This is a genomic window from Tabrizicola flagellatus (assembly GCF_008271465.1).
GTDB classification, from domain to species: domain Bacteria; phylum Pseudomonadota; class Alphaproteobacteria; order Rhodobacterales; family Rhodobacteraceae; genus Tabrizicola; species Tabrizicola flagellata.
Genome location: NZ_VMDU01000001.1, coordinates 281,289 through 299,641, shown reverse-complemented (window position 1 = coordinate 299,641; position 18,353 = coordinate 281,289). Strand labels below are relative to the sequence as shown.

20 protein-coding genes are annotated in these 18,353 nt (G+C 68.2%); 10 read left to right on the top strand and 10 right to left on the bottom strand.

What is annotated here, in order from left to right:
* Positions 1-56 precede the first annotated feature (56 nt).
* Positions 57-1,211 (top strand): peptidylprolyl isomerase, encoded by a 1,155-nt coding sequence (locus tag FL625_RS01475; RefSeq protein WP_200833848.1) that lies wholly within the window; start codon positions 57-59, stop codon positions 1,209-1,211.
* Positions 1,208-2,161, top strand: coding sequence for a 4-hydroxythreonine-4-phosphate dehydrogenase PdxA (gene pdxA, locus FL625_RS01470; protein WP_200833847.1), 954 nt, complete (start codon positions 1,208-1,210; stop codon positions 2,159-2,161). Before FL625_RS01475 ends, pdxA begins: the two co-directional genes overlap by 4 nt.
* Here the strand turns inward: pdxA and FL625_RS01465 are convergent.
* The 3 genes from FL625_RS01465 to FL625_RS01455 form a co-directional block, all read right to left on the bottom strand.
* On the bottom strand, positions 2,158-2,700 hold the full coding sequence (locus tag FL625_RS01465; protein WP_149586854.1) for an RSP_2648 family PIN domain-containing protein: 543 nt from the start codon (positions 2,698-2,700) through the stop codon (positions 2,158-2,160). The genes pdxA and FL625_RS01465 overlap by 4 nt on opposite strands.
* Positions 2,700-3,917 carry an RSP_2647 family RNA methyltransferase gene (locus tag FL625_RS01460; RefSeq protein ID WP_149586853.1) on the bottom strand — a complete coding sequence of 406 codons (1,218 nt, stop codon included), beginning with the start codon at positions 3,915-3,917 and terminating at the stop codon, positions 2,700-2,702. The genes FL625_RS01465 and FL625_RS01460 overlap by 1 nt, the downstream gene beginning before the upstream one ends.
* Positions 3,918-4,027: 110 nt before the next feature.
* A complete protein-coding gene (locus tag FL625_RS01455) occupies positions 4,028-4,306 on the bottom strand; it encodes a hypothetical protein (protein WP_149586852.1) in 279 nt (92 codons plus the stop codon).
* 254 nt (positions 4,307-4,560) lie between these two features.
* On the opposite strand from FL625_RS01455, the gene edd reads away from it, so the two are divergent.
* Positions 4,561-6,366 carry a phosphogluconate dehydratase gene (gene edd / locus FL625_RS01450; RefSeq protein ID WP_149586851.1) on the top strand — a complete coding sequence of 602 codons (1,806 nt, stop codon included), beginning with the start codon at positions 4,561-4,563 and terminating at the stop codon, positions 6,364-6,366.
* A gap of 154 nt (positions 6,367-6,520) precedes the next feature.
* Entirely contained in the window at positions 6,521-7,168 is a 648-nt protein-coding gene (gene eda, locus FL625_RS01445) for a bifunctional 4-hydroxy-2-oxoglutarate aldolase/2-dehydro-3-deoxy-phosphogluconate aldolase (protein WP_149586850.1), read from the top strand.
* Positions 7,169-7,210: 42 nt separating this feature from the next.
* Here the strand turns inward: eda and FL625_RS01440 are convergent, their stop codons facing one another.
* Both FL625_RS01440 and FL625_RS01435 read right to left on the bottom strand, forming a co-directional pair.
* The gene (locus tag FL625_RS01440; RefSeq protein WP_149586849.1) at positions 7,211-7,486 is read right to left on the bottom strand and encodes a hypothetical protein; all 276 of its coding nucleotides are present in this window, start codon (positions 7,484-7,486) and stop codon (positions 7,211-7,213) included.
* Entirely contained in the window at positions 7,473-10,259 is a 2,787-nt protein-coding gene (locus tag FL625_RS01435; RefSeq protein ID WP_149586848.1) for a [protein-PII] uridylyltransferase family protein, read from the bottom strand. Before FL625_RS01435 ends, FL625_RS01440 begins: the two co-directional genes overlap by 14 nt.
* An 88-nt stretch (positions 10,260-10,347) precedes the next feature.
* On the opposite strand from FL625_RS01435, the gene FL625_RS01430 reads away from it, so the two are divergent.
* From FL625_RS01430 to FL625_RS01420, 3 genes are all read left to right on the top strand, one after another.
* Positions 10,348-10,812, top strand: coding sequence for a YbaK/EbsC family protein (locus FL625_RS01430; protein ID WP_149586847.1), 465 nt, complete (start codon positions 10,348-10,350; stop codon positions 10,810-10,812).
* A 119-nt stretch (positions 10,813-10,931) separates the two neighbouring features.
* Positions 10,932-11,408: a DUF2852 domain-containing protein gene (locus tag FL625_RS01425; RefSeq protein ID WP_149586846.1), complete on the top strand. Its 477-nt coding sequence runs from the start codon at positions 10,932-10,934 to the stop codon at positions 11,406-11,408.
* Positions 11,409-11,538: 130 nt separating this feature from the next.
* Positions 11,539-12,366, top strand: a complete 828-nt coding sequence (locus FL625_RS01420) for an arginyltransferase (protein WP_149586845.1) — start codon at positions 11,539-11,541, stop codon at positions 12,364-12,366.
* A 33-nt stretch (positions 12,367-12,399) separates the two neighbouring features.
* Here FL625_RS01420 and FL625_RS01415 read toward each other — a convergent pair whose 3' ends face one another.
* From FL625_RS01415 to gstA, 4 genes are read right to left on the bottom strand one after another with little or no spacing between them, the layout of a single operon-like run.
* On the bottom strand, positions 12,400-12,846 hold the full coding sequence (locus tag FL625_RS01415; RefSeq protein ID WP_149586844.1) for a DMT family transporter: 447 nt from the start codon (positions 12,844-12,846) through the stop codon (positions 12,400-12,402).
* The gene (locus FL625_RS01410; RefSeq protein WP_149586843.1) at positions 12,839-13,051 is read right to left on the bottom strand and encodes a tautomerase family protein; all 213 of its coding nucleotides are present in this window, start codon (positions 13,049-13,051) and stop codon (positions 12,839-12,841) included. The genes FL625_RS01415 and FL625_RS01410 overlap by 8 nt, the downstream gene beginning before the upstream one ends.
* Before the next feature lie 2 nt (positions 13,052-13,053).
* The gene (locus FL625_RS01405; protein WP_149586842.1) at positions 13,054-13,437 is read right to left on the bottom strand and encodes a nuclear transport factor 2 family protein; all 384 of its coding nucleotides are present in this window, start codon (positions 13,435-13,437) and stop codon (positions 13,054-13,056) included.
* Positions 13,434-14,042 (bottom strand): glutathione transferase GstA, encoded by a 609-nt coding sequence (gene gstA / locus FL625_RS01400; RefSeq protein WP_149586841.1) that lies wholly within the window; start codon positions 14,040-14,042, stop codon positions 13,434-13,436. The genes FL625_RS01405 and gstA overlap by 4 nt, the downstream gene beginning before the upstream one ends.
* 120 nt (positions 14,043-14,162) lie before the next feature.
* Between gstA and FL625_RS01395 the strand changes: the two genes are divergently transcribed.
* The 3 genes from FL625_RS01395 to FL625_RS01385 all read left to right on the top strand — a co-directional run bounded on the left by FL625_RS01395 (position 14,163) and on the right by FL625_RS01385 (position 17,025).
* On the top strand, positions 14,163-14,513 hold the full coding sequence (locus FL625_RS01395; protein ID WP_149586840.1) for a winged helix-turn-helix transcriptional regulator: 351 nt from the start codon (positions 14,163-14,165) through the stop codon (positions 14,511-14,513).
* A 119-nt stretch (positions 14,514-14,632) separates the two neighbouring features.
* Complete coding sequence (locus FL625_RS01390) at positions 14,633-15,238, top strand: TRAP transporter small permease subunit (protein ID WP_149586839.1); 606 nt, start codon at positions 14,633-14,635, stop codon at positions 15,236-15,238.
* A complete protein-coding gene (locus FL625_RS01385) occupies positions 15,235-17,025 on the top strand; it encodes a TRAP transporter large permease (RefSeq protein ID WP_149586838.1) in 1,791 nt (596 codons plus the stop codon). The genes FL625_RS01390 and FL625_RS01385 overlap by 4 nt, the downstream gene beginning before the upstream one ends.
* 96 nt (positions 17,026-17,121) lie before the next feature.
* On the opposite strand, the gene FL625_RS01380 is transcribed toward FL625_RS01385, so the two are convergent.
* Positions 17,122-18,228 (bottom strand): TRAP transporter substrate-binding protein, encoded by a 1,107-nt coding sequence (locus FL625_RS01380; protein WP_149586837.1) that lies wholly within the window; start codon positions 18,226-18,228, stop codon positions 17,122-17,124.
* Between the last annotated feature and the right edge of the window lie 125 nt (positions 18,229-18,353).

Sequence of the window (18,353 nt, the reverse complement as noted above, 5' to 3'; positions counted from 1 at the left end):
CGGAAACGATGGGTATTTCGGTTCTGAAACGTCGGGCAGTGGCAGTCGCCATTGGCTTGGTTCTGGCCCTTCCGGTCTCGGCCCAGGACCTTTTCACTCCCCGGCTCTATGTCAACGACCGGGTCATCACCAACTACGAGGTGGCGCAGCGCGCCCTGTTCCTGCGCGTCCTGCGCGCCCCCGGCAATCCCGAGGAAGAGGCGCTGAAGGCGTTGACCGAGGACCGTCTGCGCCAGACCGAGGCCGAACGCCTCGGGCTGACGCTTTCGGACGAGGACCTGATGCGCGGCATGAACGAGTTCGCCTCGCGCGCGAACCTGACCGCAGAGCAGTTCGTGGCCGAACTGGAAAAAGCCGGGATCGCCGCCGAAACCTTCCGCGATTTCGTCGCGGCCGGCCTCTTGTGGCGTCAGGCAGTGCGGGCGCGTTTCCTTGGGCAAGTGCCGATCAGCGAAGTCGACGTGGACCGCGCGCTGGAGGCTTCGGCCCGCCCGCGCGCCTTGCAGGTTCTGGCCAGCGAACTGGTGATCCCCGCGCCCGAAGGCCAGGAGGATGCCGCCATGGCCCGCGCGCAGGAACTGTCGGATACCCTCAGCGGCGAGGCCGCCTTCGCCTCGGCCGCGCGGCGTTTTTCGGCCGCGCCCACGGCCGGGGCCGGCGGGCGGCTCGACTGGCTGCCGCTGGCGAACCTGCCCGCGGCGATCGCCCAGAAGATCCTCGCTCTCGACACCGGCGAGGTGTCCGATCCCATCGCGGTTCCGGGGGCGGTTGTGCTGTTCCTGTTGCGCGACGTCGCCATGGACACCAAGGCCGAACCGCTTTCGGTCAGCGTGGAATGGGCGGAATTCCTGGTGCCGGACGATGCCGCCGAGATCGCGAGGATCCGCGCTGCGGCCGACAGTTGCACCGATCTCTACACACAGGCGAAAGGCCTGCCCGAGGATCGGCTGACCGTCACCAAGGCCGGGATCGACCAGGTGCCGGGGGACGTGGCGCTGGAACTGGCTCGGCTCGACCGTGGCGAGATCTCGACGGCGCTGACCCGCGGCGGTTACCGGCGGCTGCTGATGCTGTGCGGCCGCGAGCAGGTGGTGGAACCGCCGCCAACCCGCGATCAGATCCGCGAGCAGGTCATCAACCAGAAGCTCGAAGGCCTGGCCGAGGGCTACATGGAAGAACTGCGCTCCGCCGCAATCATCCGCGAGCCGTGAGCGACACCGTCCTTGTGACCTGCGGCGATCCGGCCGGCATCGGCCCCGAGATCGCTGCCAAGGCTTGGGCCACGGGCGAAAGGTTCGTGTGGATCGGCGATCCCCGGCATCTGCCCCCCGGCACAGCCTGGTGCGAGATCCAGGAAGGTGAGGCACCGTGTGAAGGGCCGCTTGCGGTCCTCCGGCTGGATTTTGCCGCCGAGGCCCGGCCCGGCCGTCCAGACCCGGCCAATGCCGCCGGTGTCATTGCCGCAATCGAGCGCGCCGTGCGTCTCGTCTCGGCCGGCATGGCCGGAGCGATCTGCACCGCGCCGATCAACAAGAAGGCGCTTAAGGACGGCGCCGGCTTCGCCTTCCCGGGCCATACCGAGTTCCTTGCGCATCTCGCCGGGGTGGGCCGGGTGGTGATGATGCTGGCTTGCCCCGGACTCAGGGTGGTGCCGGCCACGATCCACATTCCCCTGTCCGAGGTGCCAGGAGCGCTGACCGAGGCGCTTCTGGAAGAGACGATCCGCATCACCCATGCCGGGCTGGTCCGCGATTTCGGGCTGCCGTCCCCGCGCATCGCGGTGGCCGGATTGAACCCTCATGCCGGCGAAGGCGGCGCGATGGGCTGGGAGGAAGAGCGGATGATCCGTCCGCTTGTTGCGCGCCTTGCGGCCGAGGGGCTGGAGGTGACCGGGCCATGGCCGGCCGACACGATGTTCCACGCTGCCGCCCGCGCCCGCTATGATGCGGCGGTCTGCACCTATCACGACCAGGCGCTGATCCCGATCAAGACCATCGACTTTGCCGGCGGGGTGAACGTGACGCTGGGCCTGCCCTTCGTGCGCACTTCGCCCGACCACGGCACCGCCTATGACATCGCCGGACAGGGTCGGGCCGATCCCTCCAGCCTGATCGCCGCCCTGCGCCTCGCCCGGGAAATGGCCGTCGCGCGCCGAGCCTAGGCAGCCATCGCCTTGGCCAGCCGGTAAAGACGGGCACGTTTCAAGAGGGCCTTCAGCCCGACCGGCTGGCCCGAGATCGCCTCGGCCTTCGCGCGCACCGTCTCGACGATGGCAGCCATCGCCTCGGGGTGGCGGGACTGCAATTCCCACAGGAAACCGTCCGGATCGCGGCGGGCGACGCCCTCGGCGGCCAGCACATGGCCGGGGAAGTCCTGCGCGTTGAAGGTGACGATGGCATCGGCGCCGCTGGCGATTGCAGTGGCCAGCACATGCCGGTCGTTCGGGTCGGGCAGGAGCAGCCGCGCCTCGATTTCGGGATGGTCGCGGACCAGCCCGCGCGGGAAGGCTGCGCGGAAGGCCGCCGCTTCGCCCGCCGCGATCGCCGGCGCCTCGGGCCCGAGCTTCGCCGTCGCCAGCACCCATTCGCGCAGGATCCGTTCGGAAAAGACCGGCTGGAACAGCCCCGCCTCCCCCGCGCCCTGCAGGATCTCGCGCAGCACCGTGGGATACAGGACACAGGCGTCGAGGACCGCCTTCATCAGCCGTCCAGCCGGAAGACCAGGGCCTTGAGGTAGGAGCTCTCCGCCAGTTGCGGCAGGACCGGATGGTCCGGCCCGGCAAAGCCGGTGTGGGTGATCTGCCCCCGCCGCCCGCCCCGCCCGATGCCCCGGGCGCTGGCGTTGCGGAAGGCCTGAAGATCGGCGGCATGCGAGCAGGAACACAGGACCAGATAGCCCCCAGGTGCGACCAGCGGCGCGGCCAGCCGCGCGATCCGCTCATAGGCGCGCAGGCCGGCCTCCAGCGCGGGTTTCGCCGGCGCAAAGGCCGGTGGATCGCAGATCACCAGGTCGAAACGCGCGCCTTCGGCCCCCAGCGCCTCCAGCACCTCGAAGGCATCGCCCTGCCGGGTCGCCAGCCGCTCGCCGAAACCCGAGGCTGAGGCTCCCTGCCCCGCCAGCGCAAGGGCGGGGGCCGAGGCATCGACGGCCAGCGCGCTTTCCGCACCGCCGGCGAGAGTGGCCAAAGCGAACCCGCCGACATGGGAAAACACGTCCAGCACGCGCGCCCCGCGCGCCAGCCTGGCCGCGAAGGCATGGTTCGGTCGCTGGTCATAGAACAGGCCGGTCTTCTGCCCACCCATCAGGTCGGCCATGTAGGTTGCCCCGTTCATCGGCACCGGCACCGGACCCTGCGGCGCCGGCCCGTGGACCACCGCCATCTCTTCGGCCAGCCCTTCCAGCCCCCGCGCCCGGCCCTGGCCGTTCTTGACGACCGTTCGCACCCCGCTCACCGCGACCAGCGCGGCGACGAGATCGGGCAGCGCGGCCTCGGCCCAGGCCGCATTGGGCTGGACCACCGCGACCTCGCCGAAGCGGTCGATGACGATGCCGGGCAACCCGTCCGCCTCGGCATGCGCCAGTCGGTAGAAGGGCGCGTCGAACAGGCGGTTACGCAGGGCTGCGGCGCGTGCAAGGCGCGCCTCGAACCAGGCCTGGTCGATCCTGGCCGCCGGGTCGCGGTCCAGCATGCGTGCGATGATCTTGGATCTCGGATTGACGGTCACGAGGCCGAGGGGCCGCCTCTCGCCGTCTTCCAGCACGGCCAGAGCGCCAGGCGACAGCGCCATGGTGCGCCGGTCCGTCACCAGTTCATCGGCATAGACCCAGGGAAAGCCATGCCGGATCGCCCGGGCCTCGGCCCGGGGCTTCAGTCGCACCACCGGACGCGCGCGTGGCGAGCTTGTCTCGTCTGTCATCCGGCGCCCCCGCGCCTCCGCTGTGTCAATCCAGCATCCGCTTAGCCGGTTTGCCCGACCACGGGAAGGGCGTATCCGGGCCCGGCTGTGTCACCCGGCCCGGTCGCGGATCAGCGGTCGGTCTCGGCGCAGTCGCCGGACTGGGCGGCAGCCAGCGTGACGCTGCGGTCGTGCAGCCGCCTGGCCGCCAACGCGTCCTGCCAGCTCTGGACTTCGCCCGCGACCCGGAACGCCGACGCGCCGCATTCGGCCTGGGCAAAGATCTCGGCCCGGTTGGGGGCCACGGCGGGTTTGCCCTTCGTCTCGACATTGGTGGTCGACGCGAACACAACGGCGGAAAGCAGCACGGGCGAAACCGCGACGGCAGCGAGGATCTTCATCGTTTTCATGGCGGGATGTCTCCTGGTTCCGGGTGATACCCGTCGATCCCACGTTTGTTTGTTGGCTTTTTGACCAGTGCGGGTAAAGATTCCGCTGACAATCGGGCATTTATGTGCAGATTGCAGACCGCTGGTCAGCAAACACAACGACGGGCGCAGAATGATGCCGGATCGGGTCCAATAGCGATTGTTAGCGCTAACAGATGCTGCTATAGACGAGACCGAACTGCCCGCAAGCGAACTGCCCCAAACCGGAAGCCGACATGACAATGCACCCCACCATCGCCCGCGTGACCGACCGCATCCGCGCCCGATCCGCAGAAGCCAGGGGACTGTATCTCGAGCGCATGCGCCGGGCCGTCTCGGACGGGCCGGTGCGCGCTCATCTCAGCTGCGGCAACCAGGCCCATGCCTATGCCGCGATGGGACCGGCCAGGGAAGCGCTCGCGGCGGCCAAGGTGCCCAACATCGGGATCGTCACGGCCTACAACGACATGCTGTCCGCGCACCAGCCCTTCGAGCGCTATCCCGACATCATCCGGGCGGCGGCGGCGAAGGCGGGCGTCACGGCCCAGGTGGCCGGCGGGGTGCCGGCAATGTGCGACGGGGTCACGCAAGGCCAGCCGGGGATGGAGCTGTCGCTGTTCAGCCGCGACGTCATCGCGCTGGCCGCAGGGGTGGCGATGAGCCACAACTGCTTTGACGCAGCACTCTATCTCGGCGTTTGCGACAAGATCGTGCCCGGCCTCGTCATCGCCGCCGCGACCTTCGGCCATGTCCCCGCGGTCTTCGTCCCCGCCGGCCCGATGACGAGCGGGATTCCGAATGACCAGAAATCCGCCGTCCGCAACGCCTATGCCGAGGGCCGGGCCACGCGGGCAGAACTGATGGCGGCCGAAATGGCCAGCTATCACGGCCCTGGAACCTGCACCTTCTACGGCACCGCCAACACCAACCAGATGCTGATGGAGATCATGGGGCTCCACCTGCCCGGCGCGAGCTTTGTCAACCCCGGCACCCCCCTGCGTGAGGCCCTGACGGTCGCCGCCGTCGAGCGGGCGGCGGCGATCACCGCCCTCGGCAACGATTTTCGCCCGGTTGGCGAGATCCTGGACGAGCGCGCCTATGTCAACGGCATCGTCGGGCTGATGGCGACGGGCGGGTCCACCAATCTGGTCCTGCACCTTCCCGCCATGGCCCGCGCGTCGGGCGTGATCCTCGACCTGGAAGACTTCGCCGAGCTGTCGGAGGCCGTGCCGCTGCTGGCCAAGGTCTATCCCAACGGCCTGGCGGACGTGAACCACTTCCATGCGGCCGGGGGGCTTCAGTTCCTTATCGGACAGCTTCTGGATGCGGGCCTCCTGCATCCCGATGCGAAAACCGTCGCCGGCGAGGGGCTCGCCGCCTACCGGCAGGAGCCGGTGCTGGAGGGCGGGCGCCTCGCGTGGCGCGACGGTCCGACCGCCAGCCTGAACGACCGGATCGTCCGTCCGGTGGCCGACCCCTTCGCGCCGCAGGGCGGACTGAGGCTGCTCGGCGGCAACCTCGGGCGTGGCGTCATCAAGATTTCCGCCGTGGCGCCCGAGCGCCAAGTCATCGAGGCACCCGCGCGGGTGTTTCACAGCCAGGATGCGGTGAAGGCCGCCTTCAAGGCAGGCGAGTTCACCTCCGACACGGTGGTGGTGGTCCGTTTCCAGGGACCGAAGGCCAACGGCATGCCGGAGTTGCACTCGCTGACCCCGACGCTTTCGGTGCTGCAGGACCGCGGGCTGAAGGTCGCGCTGGTGACCGATGGCCGGATGTCGGGCGCGAGCGGCAAGGTGCCGGCGGCAATCCATGTCGCCCCCGAGGCGGCCGCCGGCGGTCCGCTCGCCCGGTTGCGCGACGGCGACATCGTTCGCCTCGACGCGGTGGCCGGGACGTTGTCGGTGCTGGCGCCCGATTTCGACAGCCGCAGCCCGGCAGAGGCCGACCTCTCCGCCAACGAATACGGTATCGGCCGCGAACTCTTTGCCGCCTTCCGCCGCCATGCCGGCTCCGCCGACACCGGCGGGGCCCTCGTCATCTGACCGGCTCGCCCGGTCGATCTGCCACTGCCGCCGGCGGGAGAAGACCGAAACGCGCAGGTGCAGCACCCGCATTTGCCCTTTCGCAAATACTCCCGCCGGAGGCGACCCTGCCGCCCACCCCGCACCGACGCCGGGGCCCGAAGGAGCCAAGACAATGACCCCCTCCCTGCAATCCGCGAAAGCCGCAGAGATCTGCCGCCTCGCCCCCGTTGTCCCCGTTCTGGTGATCGAGGATCTTGCCCATGCCAGACCTCTGGCCGAGGCGCTGGTCGCCGGTGGCCTGCCGGCGCTCGAGGTGACGTTGCGCACGCCTTGCGCCCTGGATGCGATCCGGGCGATGGCCGAGGTCGCGGGCGGTGTCGTGGGCGCCGGCACGCTGCTGACGCCTGCCGATGTGACGGCGGCCAAGGCGGCAGGGGCGACCTTCGGGGTTTCGCCGGGTGCGACCGACCGCCTCATCGCGGCCTGCGAGGACGAGGGGCTGCCGCTTCTTCCGGGCGCAGCGACCGCCAGCGAGATCATGGCTCTGCTGGAGAAGGGCTACACCGTGCAGAAATTCTTCCCGGCCGAACAGGCGGGCGGCGCAGCCTATCTCAAGTCGATCGGCTCGCCCATTCCGCAGGTGAAATTCTGTCCGACGGGCGGGATCAGCCTGAAGATCGCGCCGGACTACCTCGGCCTCGGGAACATCCTCTGCGTCGGGGGCAGCTGGGTCGCGCCGAAGGAGGCCATGGCCAGGGGCGATTGGGCGGCGATCACGACGCTTGCCCGGGAAGCCGCCGCCCTGCCCCGCAGCACCTGAACATCCGCCGCGAGAACCGATGGCGCCGCCGCCGGTTCGCGGTCAGGCGCCGGCGCCGAGGCGCCCGGTGCGCCCCCCTCGGCGGCGGGGAACGTCGGGTGCCGTCAGTGCCTGGCGGAGAACGGCTGTCATAGGGTGGTCGGGATGAGCCGTGGCGTAGGTCGCAATCAGGGTCCGCACGGCGTCCGGGACCGGCGCTCCGACCGGGATCGACAGCGCCCAGTCCATGAAGATCGAGCGACATTCCCCGGCCGTGATCCCTTCGATCCGGTAGCTTTCCCGGACCAGCCCCTTCGGGTCCGCCTCAGCCAGTTCCATCGCCCGTCTCCCCATCCGACGTCCCCACCAGTCGCGTCACCGCCGCCTCCGCATCCGACACCGCCCGCGCCAGGGCTTCGGCCAGAGCCGCCGCGTCCGCCGCCCCGGTCTCCCGCAACAGGAAGGCCCGGCCGCCCTCGCCCAGGCTTTGCCAGTCGAGCGCCCTCTCGCTGAGAAGCCGCGCCCCAGCATGCAGTCGCCACAGAAGCCTGTAGGCTGAGGTCAGCAGTTGCACGTCCGAATCCGGCATGATCCGGCCCGCCGCCGCCAACTGGCGTTCCACCCCGCGGGCGGGGCTGCCCGCGATCAGCGCCACGGTCTGCGCGGCAAGCTCGATGTCCATGATCCGGCCTGGGCCGTTCTTGGCGTCCCAGGCCCCTTGCGCCGGTTTTGCCGCGGCAAGCCGCGCCCGCATCTCGGCCACGTCGCGCCTGACCCGGTCTCCCTTCCCCTTTCGGGCCAGGAGTTCGCGGCGGAAGGCTTCGACCTCGCCGGCCAGCGTCGGCTCGCCCGCCAGCACCCGGGCGCGGGTCAGGGCAAGATGTTCCCAGGTCCAGGCCTCGGTCTCCTGGTAGGTGGTGAAGCTGTGCAGGCTCGTCGCCACCGGACCCGCCCGGCCCGAGGGTCGCAGCCGCATGTCCACCTCGTAAAGCCGGCCCTCCGGCATCTGGGCGGTCAGCGCCGTGACCAGGGCCTGGGTCAGACGCGCGTAATAGGGGCGCGTCGCCAGCGGCCGGGGGCCGTCCGAGCCCTCGACCCCCTGATCGTCGTAGATCACGATCAGATCCAGGTCCGACCCGGCATTCAGACGGGCGGCCCCCATCGACCCCATGCCGACCACCACCGCGCCGCGCCCCGGCATCGCCCCGTGCTTGCGGACGAAGTCGGCGGTGGCTTCGCTCCAGATCACCTGCACCACGGCCTCGGCGAGGTCGGCGTACTGCTTTCCGGCCTCGAACCCGTCGATCAGCCCGCGCAGGTGGTGGACGCCGACGCGGAAGTGCCATTCCTTCATCCAGCGCCGCGCCATGTCGAGCCGGCCCTCGTAGTCGGGCGCCGGGGCAAGACGCGCCTGAAGCTCGGCGCGCAACGCCGCCGTCCCCGGCCACTCGCCCCAGAAGCTGCCACCGATCACCCCGTCGAGCACGGCCGCGTTGCGCGCGAGATACTGCGCTAGAGCCGGGGCCGATCCGGCGATGTCGATGATGAGGTCGATCAGCGTCGGATTCGCCTCGAACAGCGCGAATATCTGCACCCCGGCCGGCAGTTTCGCGAGGAACCCGTCAAGCGCGCTCAGCGCCTCGTCCGGGTTGGCAGCCCGGGCCAGGCCCTTGAGGAAGCGTGGGCGCAGACGCCGGAAGATCGCCTGCGCCCGGTCCGATCGCAGCGCCGGATAGTTTTCCCAACCCCTCGTGATCTCGCGCGCCTTGTCCGAAAGCTCCGGCCCGTCCTCGACCTCGCCAGGAGAGAAGAAGCCCTCGGTCAGGCGGTCGGTCCGGGTCAGGCGATCCAGGAGACCGGCCCTGAACTCGGCTTCGCTCTGGCCACAGAAGGCAGCGATGCGGGCCACGCCCTCGGCGCTGGTCGGTATCGAATGGGTCTGGGCGTCGTTCACCATTTGGAGCCGGTGCTCCACCTCGCGGTGCGCGCGGTAGAGGGTGGTCAGTTCGTCTGCGACCTCCGTCGGAACCCAGCCCTTGGCGGCAAGTGCGGCCAGACCGCCCACCGTGGTGCGGTCTCGCAACGAGGGGTCGCGCCCCCCGGCGATGAGCTGGCGGGTCTGGGTGAAGAATTCGATCTCGCGGATCCCGCCCGCACCGAGTTTCATGTTGTGGCCTTCCACCGTGATCGGCCCGTGCAGGCCGCGGTGGTCGCGGATGCGCAGACGCATGTCGTGGGCATCCTGGATCGCCACGAAATCGAGGTGCTTGCGCCAGACGAAGGGAGTCAGGGCCTTGAGGAAGCGTTCCCCCGCCGCGATATCCCCGCCGCAGGGCCGCGCCTTGATGTAGGCGGCGCGTTCCCAGGTGCGCCCCTCGGCTTCGTAATAGGCCTCGGCCGCGGCCATCGACAGGCAGACGGGGGTGACGGACGCGTCGGGGCGCAGGCGCAGGTCGGAGCGGAACACATAACCGTCGGTCGCATCCGAAAGGATCGCCGTCATCCGCCGGGTGACCTTGATGAAGCTCGCGCGGGCCTCCTGCTCTTCGCCCGGATAGCGGGTTTCGTCGAACAGGCAGATGAGGTCGATGTCGGAGGAATAGTTGAGTTCCCCCGCCCCCATTTTGCCCATTGCCAGCGCCACCATGCCACCCGCCGTTGCGGCATCCTCGAGGGTCGCTCCGGGAAGCTTGCCGCGCCGGATCTCCTCGGCAACGAGGGCGGTGAGCGACAGGTGGACGGCGGTGTCGGCAAGTCGGGTCAGTGCGCCTGTAACCACTTCCAGCGGCCACGCGCCGCCAAGGTCGCACAGCGCGGCAAGAAGGGCGACGCGGCGTTTGGCTTCGCGAAGCCCAAGCGGGAGGGCGTCGGCGGTCAGGTGGGTGGCGGACAGGAGAGTTGCATCAAGGGCCGCTTCTGGGTTCTCGACCGCCCCACGCAGCCAGTCGGCCTCCCGCTGCATCAATCCGCGCAGATAAGGGCTGCAGGCCGCTGTCGCCGCCATCAGGTCCATCACCTCGGGCGCGAAGCCGGACAGTTCGGCGCGCAGGTCGGCAGCGGCGGCGGGGTCGAAGGGGATGGGCAGGCGGGTGATGCGGGCGGCAAGGGTCATGGGGCGACCTTGCGGCGGCGAGGCGGCAGGGTCAACGGTTGACCGCCCGGCGTTGCGCCGGTTAGCTGCCAAGAAACGGAGGATCGCGATGTCGAAATCGCTGGCGCGGGTGGCCGCGGCCTTGCGGGCGGCGGGGCTGGACAGTGTGCCGGTCGAGGCGAAGGGCGAGATCCGCACGGCCGAGGCGGCGGCGGCGGACGCGGGTGTGGCGGTGGATCAGATCGTCAAGTCGATTCTGTTCCGGGGCGAAGGCGGGCTGTTCCTGTTCCTGACCGCAGGAGGCAACCGGGTCGATCCGGCCAAGGCGGCCGCACTGGCCGGGGAAGCGCTGTCGCGGGCCGAGATCGAGCTGGTGCGTGAAGTCACGGGCTTTGCCATCGGCGGTGTGGCACCCTTGGGGCACCTGACCCCTCTGCCGACCTTCCTTGACCCCCGGCTTCTGGACTTTGCCGAGGTCTGGGCGGCGGCCGGCACGCCGCGCCACATGTTTCGGATCGCGCCAGAGGATCTGGTGCGGGCAACGGGCGCACGCGTGACGGACTTCACCGGATAGGCGGAAAAGCGCCCGCGACTCCGGGATGTGAAAATACTTCACATTGCCACTTGCGAAGCTGCGGGACCAGGCCCATCTTCCCCAATGTGAAAGACGTTCACATAAAACAGGAGACCGCCATGCACAGCACGACGAACACCGCCCCGCAAGGCGGCTTCCGCAACAGCCTTCGCCGGGGCGAAGCCTGGCTCGATGCCAAGGGGAAATGGGCCTGGATCGCCTTCACGGTCCTGGGCTTCGTCATCAACCCCTTCCTCGGCCTTGCCATCCTGGCCTATCTGATCTGGGGAAAACAGATGTTTGCACGTTCCTGCGGCCAGCGCCGCCATGCCCACGACCACAGTTGGGGCCGCCATGCGATGCGTGCCGGCCAGCCGACCGGCAACCGCGCCTTCGATGACTACAAGGCCGAGGCGCTGCGGCGTCTGGAAGAAGAGCAGGAGGCCTTCGAGGCCTTCCTCGAGCGCCTGCGCGCCTCGAAGGACAAGACCGAGTTCGACAGTTTCATGGAGGAACGCGCCCGCGCCACGGCCGCGCAGGATGTCGCCCAGACCGAAGCCCGTCCCGAACCCGGTGCCCGTCCCAGCGAGTACTGACCGCCTGGCGACCTGCCCCGCCCGCCCGCGCCTGCGAGCGGGCGGGGCAGGCATTTCCGCAAGGGGACGCTTGGCGGAAACGATTTCGCTTGCTAGGCTCTGCGCGTCTCCATCCCCCGAACCGAAGCCTATGCGCCATTCCCTTCCCTTGACGCCCCAGTTCTATGTGACGGCGCCGCAACCCTGCCCCTACCTGCCCGGGCGGATGGAGCGCAAGCTGTTCACCGCGCTGCAGGGGGAACACGCGCAGAAGCTGAACGATACCCTGTCCAAGCAGGGCTTCCGACGCAGCCAGAACGTGCTTTACCGCCCATCCTGCGCGGAATGCTCGGCCTGCCTGTCCGCCCGGATCCGGGTGGCGGATTTCCGGCCCACGCGGACGCAAAGGCGGATCCTGAAACGCACGGCGCACCTGCGCCGCAATGCCACCTCGCCCTGGGCGACCGAGGACCAGTTCGCGCTGTTCCGCCGCTATCTAGACCATCGCCACGCCGACGGGGGCATGGCCGACATGGACATCTTCGAGTTCGCCGCGATGATCGAGGAGACGCCGATCAAGTCCCGGGTCATCGAATACACCCGTCCGCCGAACCCGGGGGAACGCGGCACGCCTCTTGCCGCAGTCTGCCTGACCGACGTGTTCGACGACGGGCTGAGCATGGTCTACAGCTTCTACGATCCCGACCTGCCCGGGCTCAGCCTCGGGACCCATGTCATCCTCGACCACATCGCGATCGCGCGGGAGGCGGGGCTGCCCTATGTCTATCTCGGCTACTGGGTGCCAGGCAGCCGCAAGATGGGCTACAAGGCGGGCTTCTCAGCCCTGGAGATCTACAAGGGCGGGGAGTGGGTGCCGTTGGGCGACCCGGCCAGCCACGGCGCCGACCTGCATCCGCTCTCGGTGGATCCCATCGCCGAACAGGTGGCCCGGATCAGCCTGCCGGATACCCGGAAATAGCACGACCGGCCCTACCGCGCCTCTCGCCCCTGCCTAGCCGCGCTGGCTGAGCAGCACGCCCGCCGCCATCAGGCCGAGCCCGAGCATCCTTTCGCCGCTGACCGGCCGCGATGCCAGCCCCGCAAACCCGGTCGCGTCGATCAGTGCCGCGCTGACCAGTTGACCCAGCAGCACGCACTGGATCGCCCGCGCAAGGCCGAAACGGGGCGCGACATGGGTGATCGACAGGATGTAGAAGGCCACAAGGCAGCCCGCGAGCAAGAGGACCGGCGGTTGTCCGGCGACCCGGCCAAGCGCCCTGCCCTCTCCGGTGGTGGCCAGCACCGCCAGCGCCGCCGCCAGCGCCACGGCAAACAGCACCACGGCGGCCGCATTGGCCGAGCCGATCCGCTGGCCCAGGGCCGCGTTCAGCGCAGCGAGGACCGGAATGCCGATCCCCGCCGCGACCATCAGGGCGGCATCGCGCAGGCCCTCACCCATCGGAGCGAACTCGCGCCCGGTAGGCCTCGACCGGCAAGCCGCCGATGCCCCAGTCCTCCAGGGCGACCTCGTCGATCACGACGAAGGTCGTCGCCGGCGACTTGTCCAGCACCCGGACCAGCAGATCGGTCACCCCGGCGATCAGTTCGGCCTTGCGGGCCGGCGTCGCACCCTCGGGGGTGATCCTGATGTTCACATAGGGCATGCTCAGGCCTCCTCTTCGTAGTGGAACACCTTGGAGATCACCTGCCAGCGGCCCTCCAGCCGGATCAGGGTCAGGAAGTCGGTGAACCGCCGCGTCCCGATGGAACAGCGCAGGACGGCCCGCGCCGTCACTGGCCCGGCAAAGTCGATCGAGACGATCTCGTCGCGCCGCGGCTCGCCGCGCGAGGCCGGCGAGGGCCTGGCATCGACCACCGGAAAATAGGTGTCCATGTCGCGGTAGAGCAGCGTGCCGTCGGTCGCGCAGACATATTGCGCCTTCGGGTGGAACACCTGCCGCAAGCGGGCGGTGTCGCTGAAATGCAGCCCGTCGAAATAGGTAACGACCACGGCCGCCACCCCTGCGAAGTCCCCTGCCGCGCCGCTCATGCCGCGAGTCCCTCGGCCTGCAGCACGCGCTGCACCGCAGGGCGGGCCGCCACGCGCGCCATGAAGGCGGACAGGCGAGGCCAGCGCGACAGGGCGATCCCGGTGAAATTCGCCCAGTTGGCGACGACGAAGGCATAGGCATCGGCGATGGTGAAGGCGTCGCCGGTCAGATGCGCCCGCCCGTCGGCCAGCCGGCCTTCCAGCCAGTCGAGCCTGCCCGCCACCGCCTGCCGGGCGGCTTCCTTCTGCGCCTCGGTCGCGGAGGGACTGAACAGCGGTCCGAAAGCGACATGCAGTTCGGTCCCGGTGAAGTTCAGCACCTCGTTCACCCGCGCCCGCGCCATCGTGCCACCCGCCGGGGCCAGCCCCCTGCCCGGCGCCCGGTCGCCCAGGAACTGCAGGATCGCCGGGCCTTCGGTCAGCACTTCGCCTTCGACCTCGAGTGCCGGAACCTTGCCCTTGGGATTGATGTCGCGGTAGTTCGCCCCGCTTGCGGTCTCGCCATTCGCGGTGTCCACGATCTCAACCGCGAAATCGCCGCCGATTTCGGCCAGGATGATATGCGAGGCCATCGAGCAGGCGCCGGGCTTGATGTAGAGTTTCATCGTCGTCTCCTTGGTTGTCGGTGCGACATGGCTAGCGCACATGATAACCAAAGGTAACAGAGTAACTTGCGGTAATCTCCAGAATGAGGTATCCGCCCGGTAACCGCCCGGAGATCCGCGATGGCCCTGATCCGCCGCAAGAACCGCACGCCGCATCCGATGTGCCCATTGTCCGACTGCATGGCCTTCATCGGCGGGGCCTGGACGCCGAACATCATCTGGTATCTGTCCTCCGGTCCCCGGCGTTTTTCCGAATTGCGGGGGGATATTCCCCTCGTTTCGGCCAAGGTCCTGACCCAGCGCTTGCGCGAACTGGAAGACCGGGGCATCCTGACACGGTCCGTGATGGAAACCTCTCCGCCCTCGGTCGAATACGCGCTGACGGACTTGGGGCGCGAATTCATGCCCGTCATCCGCGCCATCGCCGAGGTCGGGCAGCGGCTCAAGGACCGCGTCGCGACCCTGGAGTGACCGGTGCACCCCAACGGGCTTGACCCGCGGGCATGAATTGCGCTAATTGGTCAGATTAATTTACCAGATAATTGGTCCATCGGAGAAACCGGTGGCGATCCAGGGGAGGAACCCAATTCATGCAGGTCCTGCTGGCCCTGTCTCGGGGCGTCGATCGCGTGACCGAGCTCATCGGCAAGTTCGTCATGTGGCTCATCCTGCTGGCCGTTCTGGTCAGCGCGGGAAACGCGGTAAGCCGCAAGCTGTTCAACCTGTCCTCGAATGCCTGGCTCGAACTGCAATGGTATCTGTTCGGAGCGGCTTTCATGGGGGCAGCGGCCTACACCCTGCAACAGAACGAACACATCCGCATCGACGTGTTCTACGCCACGCGCTCGCGCCGCACCCAGCACTGGATCGACCTCTTCGGGCACATCTTCTTCCTTTTGCCCTTCGCCGCACTCATGGCCTGGTATCTCTGGCCCTACACCATGCAGGCCTACAACTCGGGCCAGGTCTCGACCAACGCGGGCGGTCTCATCATCTGGCCGGCGCGGGCGATCCTGCTGGCGGGCTTCCTGCTACTTGTGGCACAGGCGCTGGCCGAGATCGTCAAGAAGATCGCCGTGATGCGCGGACTGATCGATGACCCCCATCCCTTCGTCTCGGCCCAGGACCACGCCCTGCAGGAGGTCGAAGAGCTCAAGGCCGAAGTGCAGTCCCAGACCGAAGAGGTGCGCAAATGATCGAGATCCTCGCGCACAACATGGCGCCGATCATCTTCGCCAGCCTCGTCGTCTTCCTGCTGCTGGGCTACCCCGTTGCCTTCTCGCTGGCGGCGAACGGGCTGATCTTCTTCGTCATCGGCGTCTGGCTCGCGCCTTATTCCAACGGCGAGATCACCCTGGGCTGGCCGCTGCTCGGCACGATGCCGCAGCGATTGTGGGGCATCCTGTCCAACGAAACGCTGCTGGCCATTCCCTTCTTCACCTTCATGGGGATCGTGCTCGAACGAAGCGGCATGGCCGAGGACCTTCTCGACACGATCGGCCAGCTCTTCGGACCGATCCGCGGGGGCCTGGCCTTTGCCGTGGTCCTGGTCGGCGCCCTGCTGGCGGCCACGACCGGCGTGGTCGCGGCCTCGGTGATCGCCATGGGCCTGATCTCGCTGCCGATCATGCTGCGCTACGGCTACGACCGGCGCACGGCGACCGGGGTGATCGCGGCCTCGGGGACGCTGGCACAGATCATTCCGCCCAGCCTCGTGCTCATCATCCTGGCCGATCAGCTGGGCCGGTCGGTCGGCGACATGTACAAGGGCGCGCTGATCCCGGGTCTGGTGCTCACCGGCATGTATCTGGGATACATCGCGATGATCGCGATCTTCCAGCCGCACAAGGTGCCGGCGCTGCCGCCCGAGGCCCGGACGCTGGGCGGAGGGGTGACCTCGCTGCTCGTCGCGCTCGCCGTAGCGGCCGGCATCGGCTATGGCGCGCATCTTTGGGCCTATGCCGACTGGGGTGCCAATGCCGACGTGCTCGGGGCGACGATCGGAACGGTGGCGATCTATCTCTACGCCCTGGCCGATCGCTATGCGGGCCTGAATCTTCTGTCCAGGCTCGCGCAGCAGGTCATCATGGTGCTGATCCCGCCGCTTGCGCTGATCTTCCTCGTGCTCGGCACCATCTTCATCGGGCTCGCCACACCCACCGAGGGCGGCGCGATGGGTGCGGTCGGCGCGATGGTGCTCGCCTTCGCGAAGGGACGCTTCACCTTCCCGATGGTGCAGTCGGCGCTGGCGGCCACTACGCGGCTGTCCGCCTTCGTGCTCTTCGTCCTGATCGGCGCGCGGATGTTCAGCCTGACCTTCTATGGCGTTAACGGCCATATCTGGGTCGAGGAACTGCTCACCGCCGTGCCGGGGGGCCAGTACGGCTTCCTCTTCGTGGTGAACCTGATCATCTTCATCCTGGGCTTCTTCCTCGACTTCTTCGAGATCGCCTTCATCCTGATCCCGCTTCTGATCGCGCCGGCGCAGACGCTGGGGATCGACCTGATCTGGCTGGGTGTCATCATCGGGGTGAACCTCCAGACCAGCTTCCTGACCCCGCCCTTCGGCTTTGCCCTGTTCTACCTGCGCTCGGTCGCGGCGCGGGTGCCCTATCTCGACAAGGTCACGGGCAAGAAGATGGACGCGATCACGACCGGACAGATCTACCGGGGCGCCATCCCCTTCATCGCGATCCAGGTGCTGATGATCTTCGCCGTCGTGCTGTTCCCGCAGATGGTGATGCACTACAAGGGCCCCACCGTGGATCCCTCGACGATCGAGATCAAGGTGCCTGGCTTCCAGCCGATGGCCCCGGGGGGACAGGGCACCGCGCCTGCCGCGCCGGGGGGGCTGCCGGGCCTGCCGGGCGCCCCGACGCTCGGCGCGCCGAACCTGGGCGGGGCGCCGACGCCCGCGCCGCAGGGCGCTGCCCCGGCGCCGGGCGGCCTGCCACGGCTGGGCGCACCTGTGATCACGCCCTGACCAGAGCGATCGGGCCGGTCAGCCTGTGCCGCAGCGGCAATGACAAAAGGCCCCGGAGCGATCCGGGGCCTTTCGCCTTTCGTGGCTCTGGATGCCTTACAGCTTGCCGGCCTGCTGCTGGGTCATCATGAACACGTCGTAGTTGTATTCCGCGATCTGGGCGTTCAGATAGGCGTCCCGGCGGAACGCATCCTGGCTTTCCTTGATCTTCTTGAAGGTCGCATTGGTTGCCGAAACCTCGTCATAGGTCGCCTTGGCGGCATCGAACGCGGCCGAGAGCACATCCTGCGGCAACGGGCGCAGTTGCGCGCCGTTGGCCACAAGCGATTTCAGCGCCGTCGGGTTCTTCCAGTCGTAGTTCGACAGCATGTCGTTGTTCGCCACCAGGCAACCCGCCCGCAGGATGGCCTGGTAGGCCGGGGTCAGCTCGTTCCACTTCGCCAGGTTGATCATCGTGGCGATGGCCGGCCCGCCTTCCCACCAGCCGGGATAGTAGTAGTAGGGCGCGACCTTGTAGAAGCCGAGCTTCTCGTCGTCATACGGCCCGACCCATTCCGCCGCGTCGATGGTGCCCTTTTCCAGCGACGGATAGATATCGCCACCCGCGATCTGCTGCGGGACGACGCCCAGCTTCTCGATGACCTTCCCGGCAAAGCCCCCGATCCGCATCTTCAGCCCCTGCAGGTCGGCGACCGAGTTGATCTCCTTGCGGTACCAGCCGGCCATCTGGACGCCGGTGTTGCCAGCCGGGAATGCGATCAGGTTCTGCGTGGCGTAGAACTCGTTCATCATGTCGATCCCGCCACCATGGTAGAACCAGGCGTTCATCATCCGGGCGTTCAGACCGAAGGGCACCGCAGCGCCAAGCGCATAGGTCGGATCCTTGCCCCAGAAATAGTAGGGCACCGTATGGCAGGCCTCGACCGTTCCTTGCGACACCGCATCTGCGGCCTCCAGACCCGGCACCAGTTCGCCCGCCGGGAAGATCTGCAACTGGAACTTGCCGTCAGTGGCTTCGGCCACATACTTCGACATGGTCTCGGCCGCGCCGTAGATCGTGTCCAGCGACTTCGGGAAGGACGATGTGACCCGCCAGGTCACGGTGGGCGCGTCCTGGGCGATTGCCGGCGCTGCCAGCACGGCCGCACCGGCGGCGGCGACACCACCGACGGAAGCCTTGGTCAGAAACGAGCGTCGATCCATGCAGTTCTCCTCCACTGTTGGCCCGTCCGGGATCGCTGGCCCCGGCTCGGGCATCGTCTGCGAAATAGACCCTAGAGAAGCTTGCGCGAGATGAGAACTCAAAACTGCATCAGCCTCGCAAATGT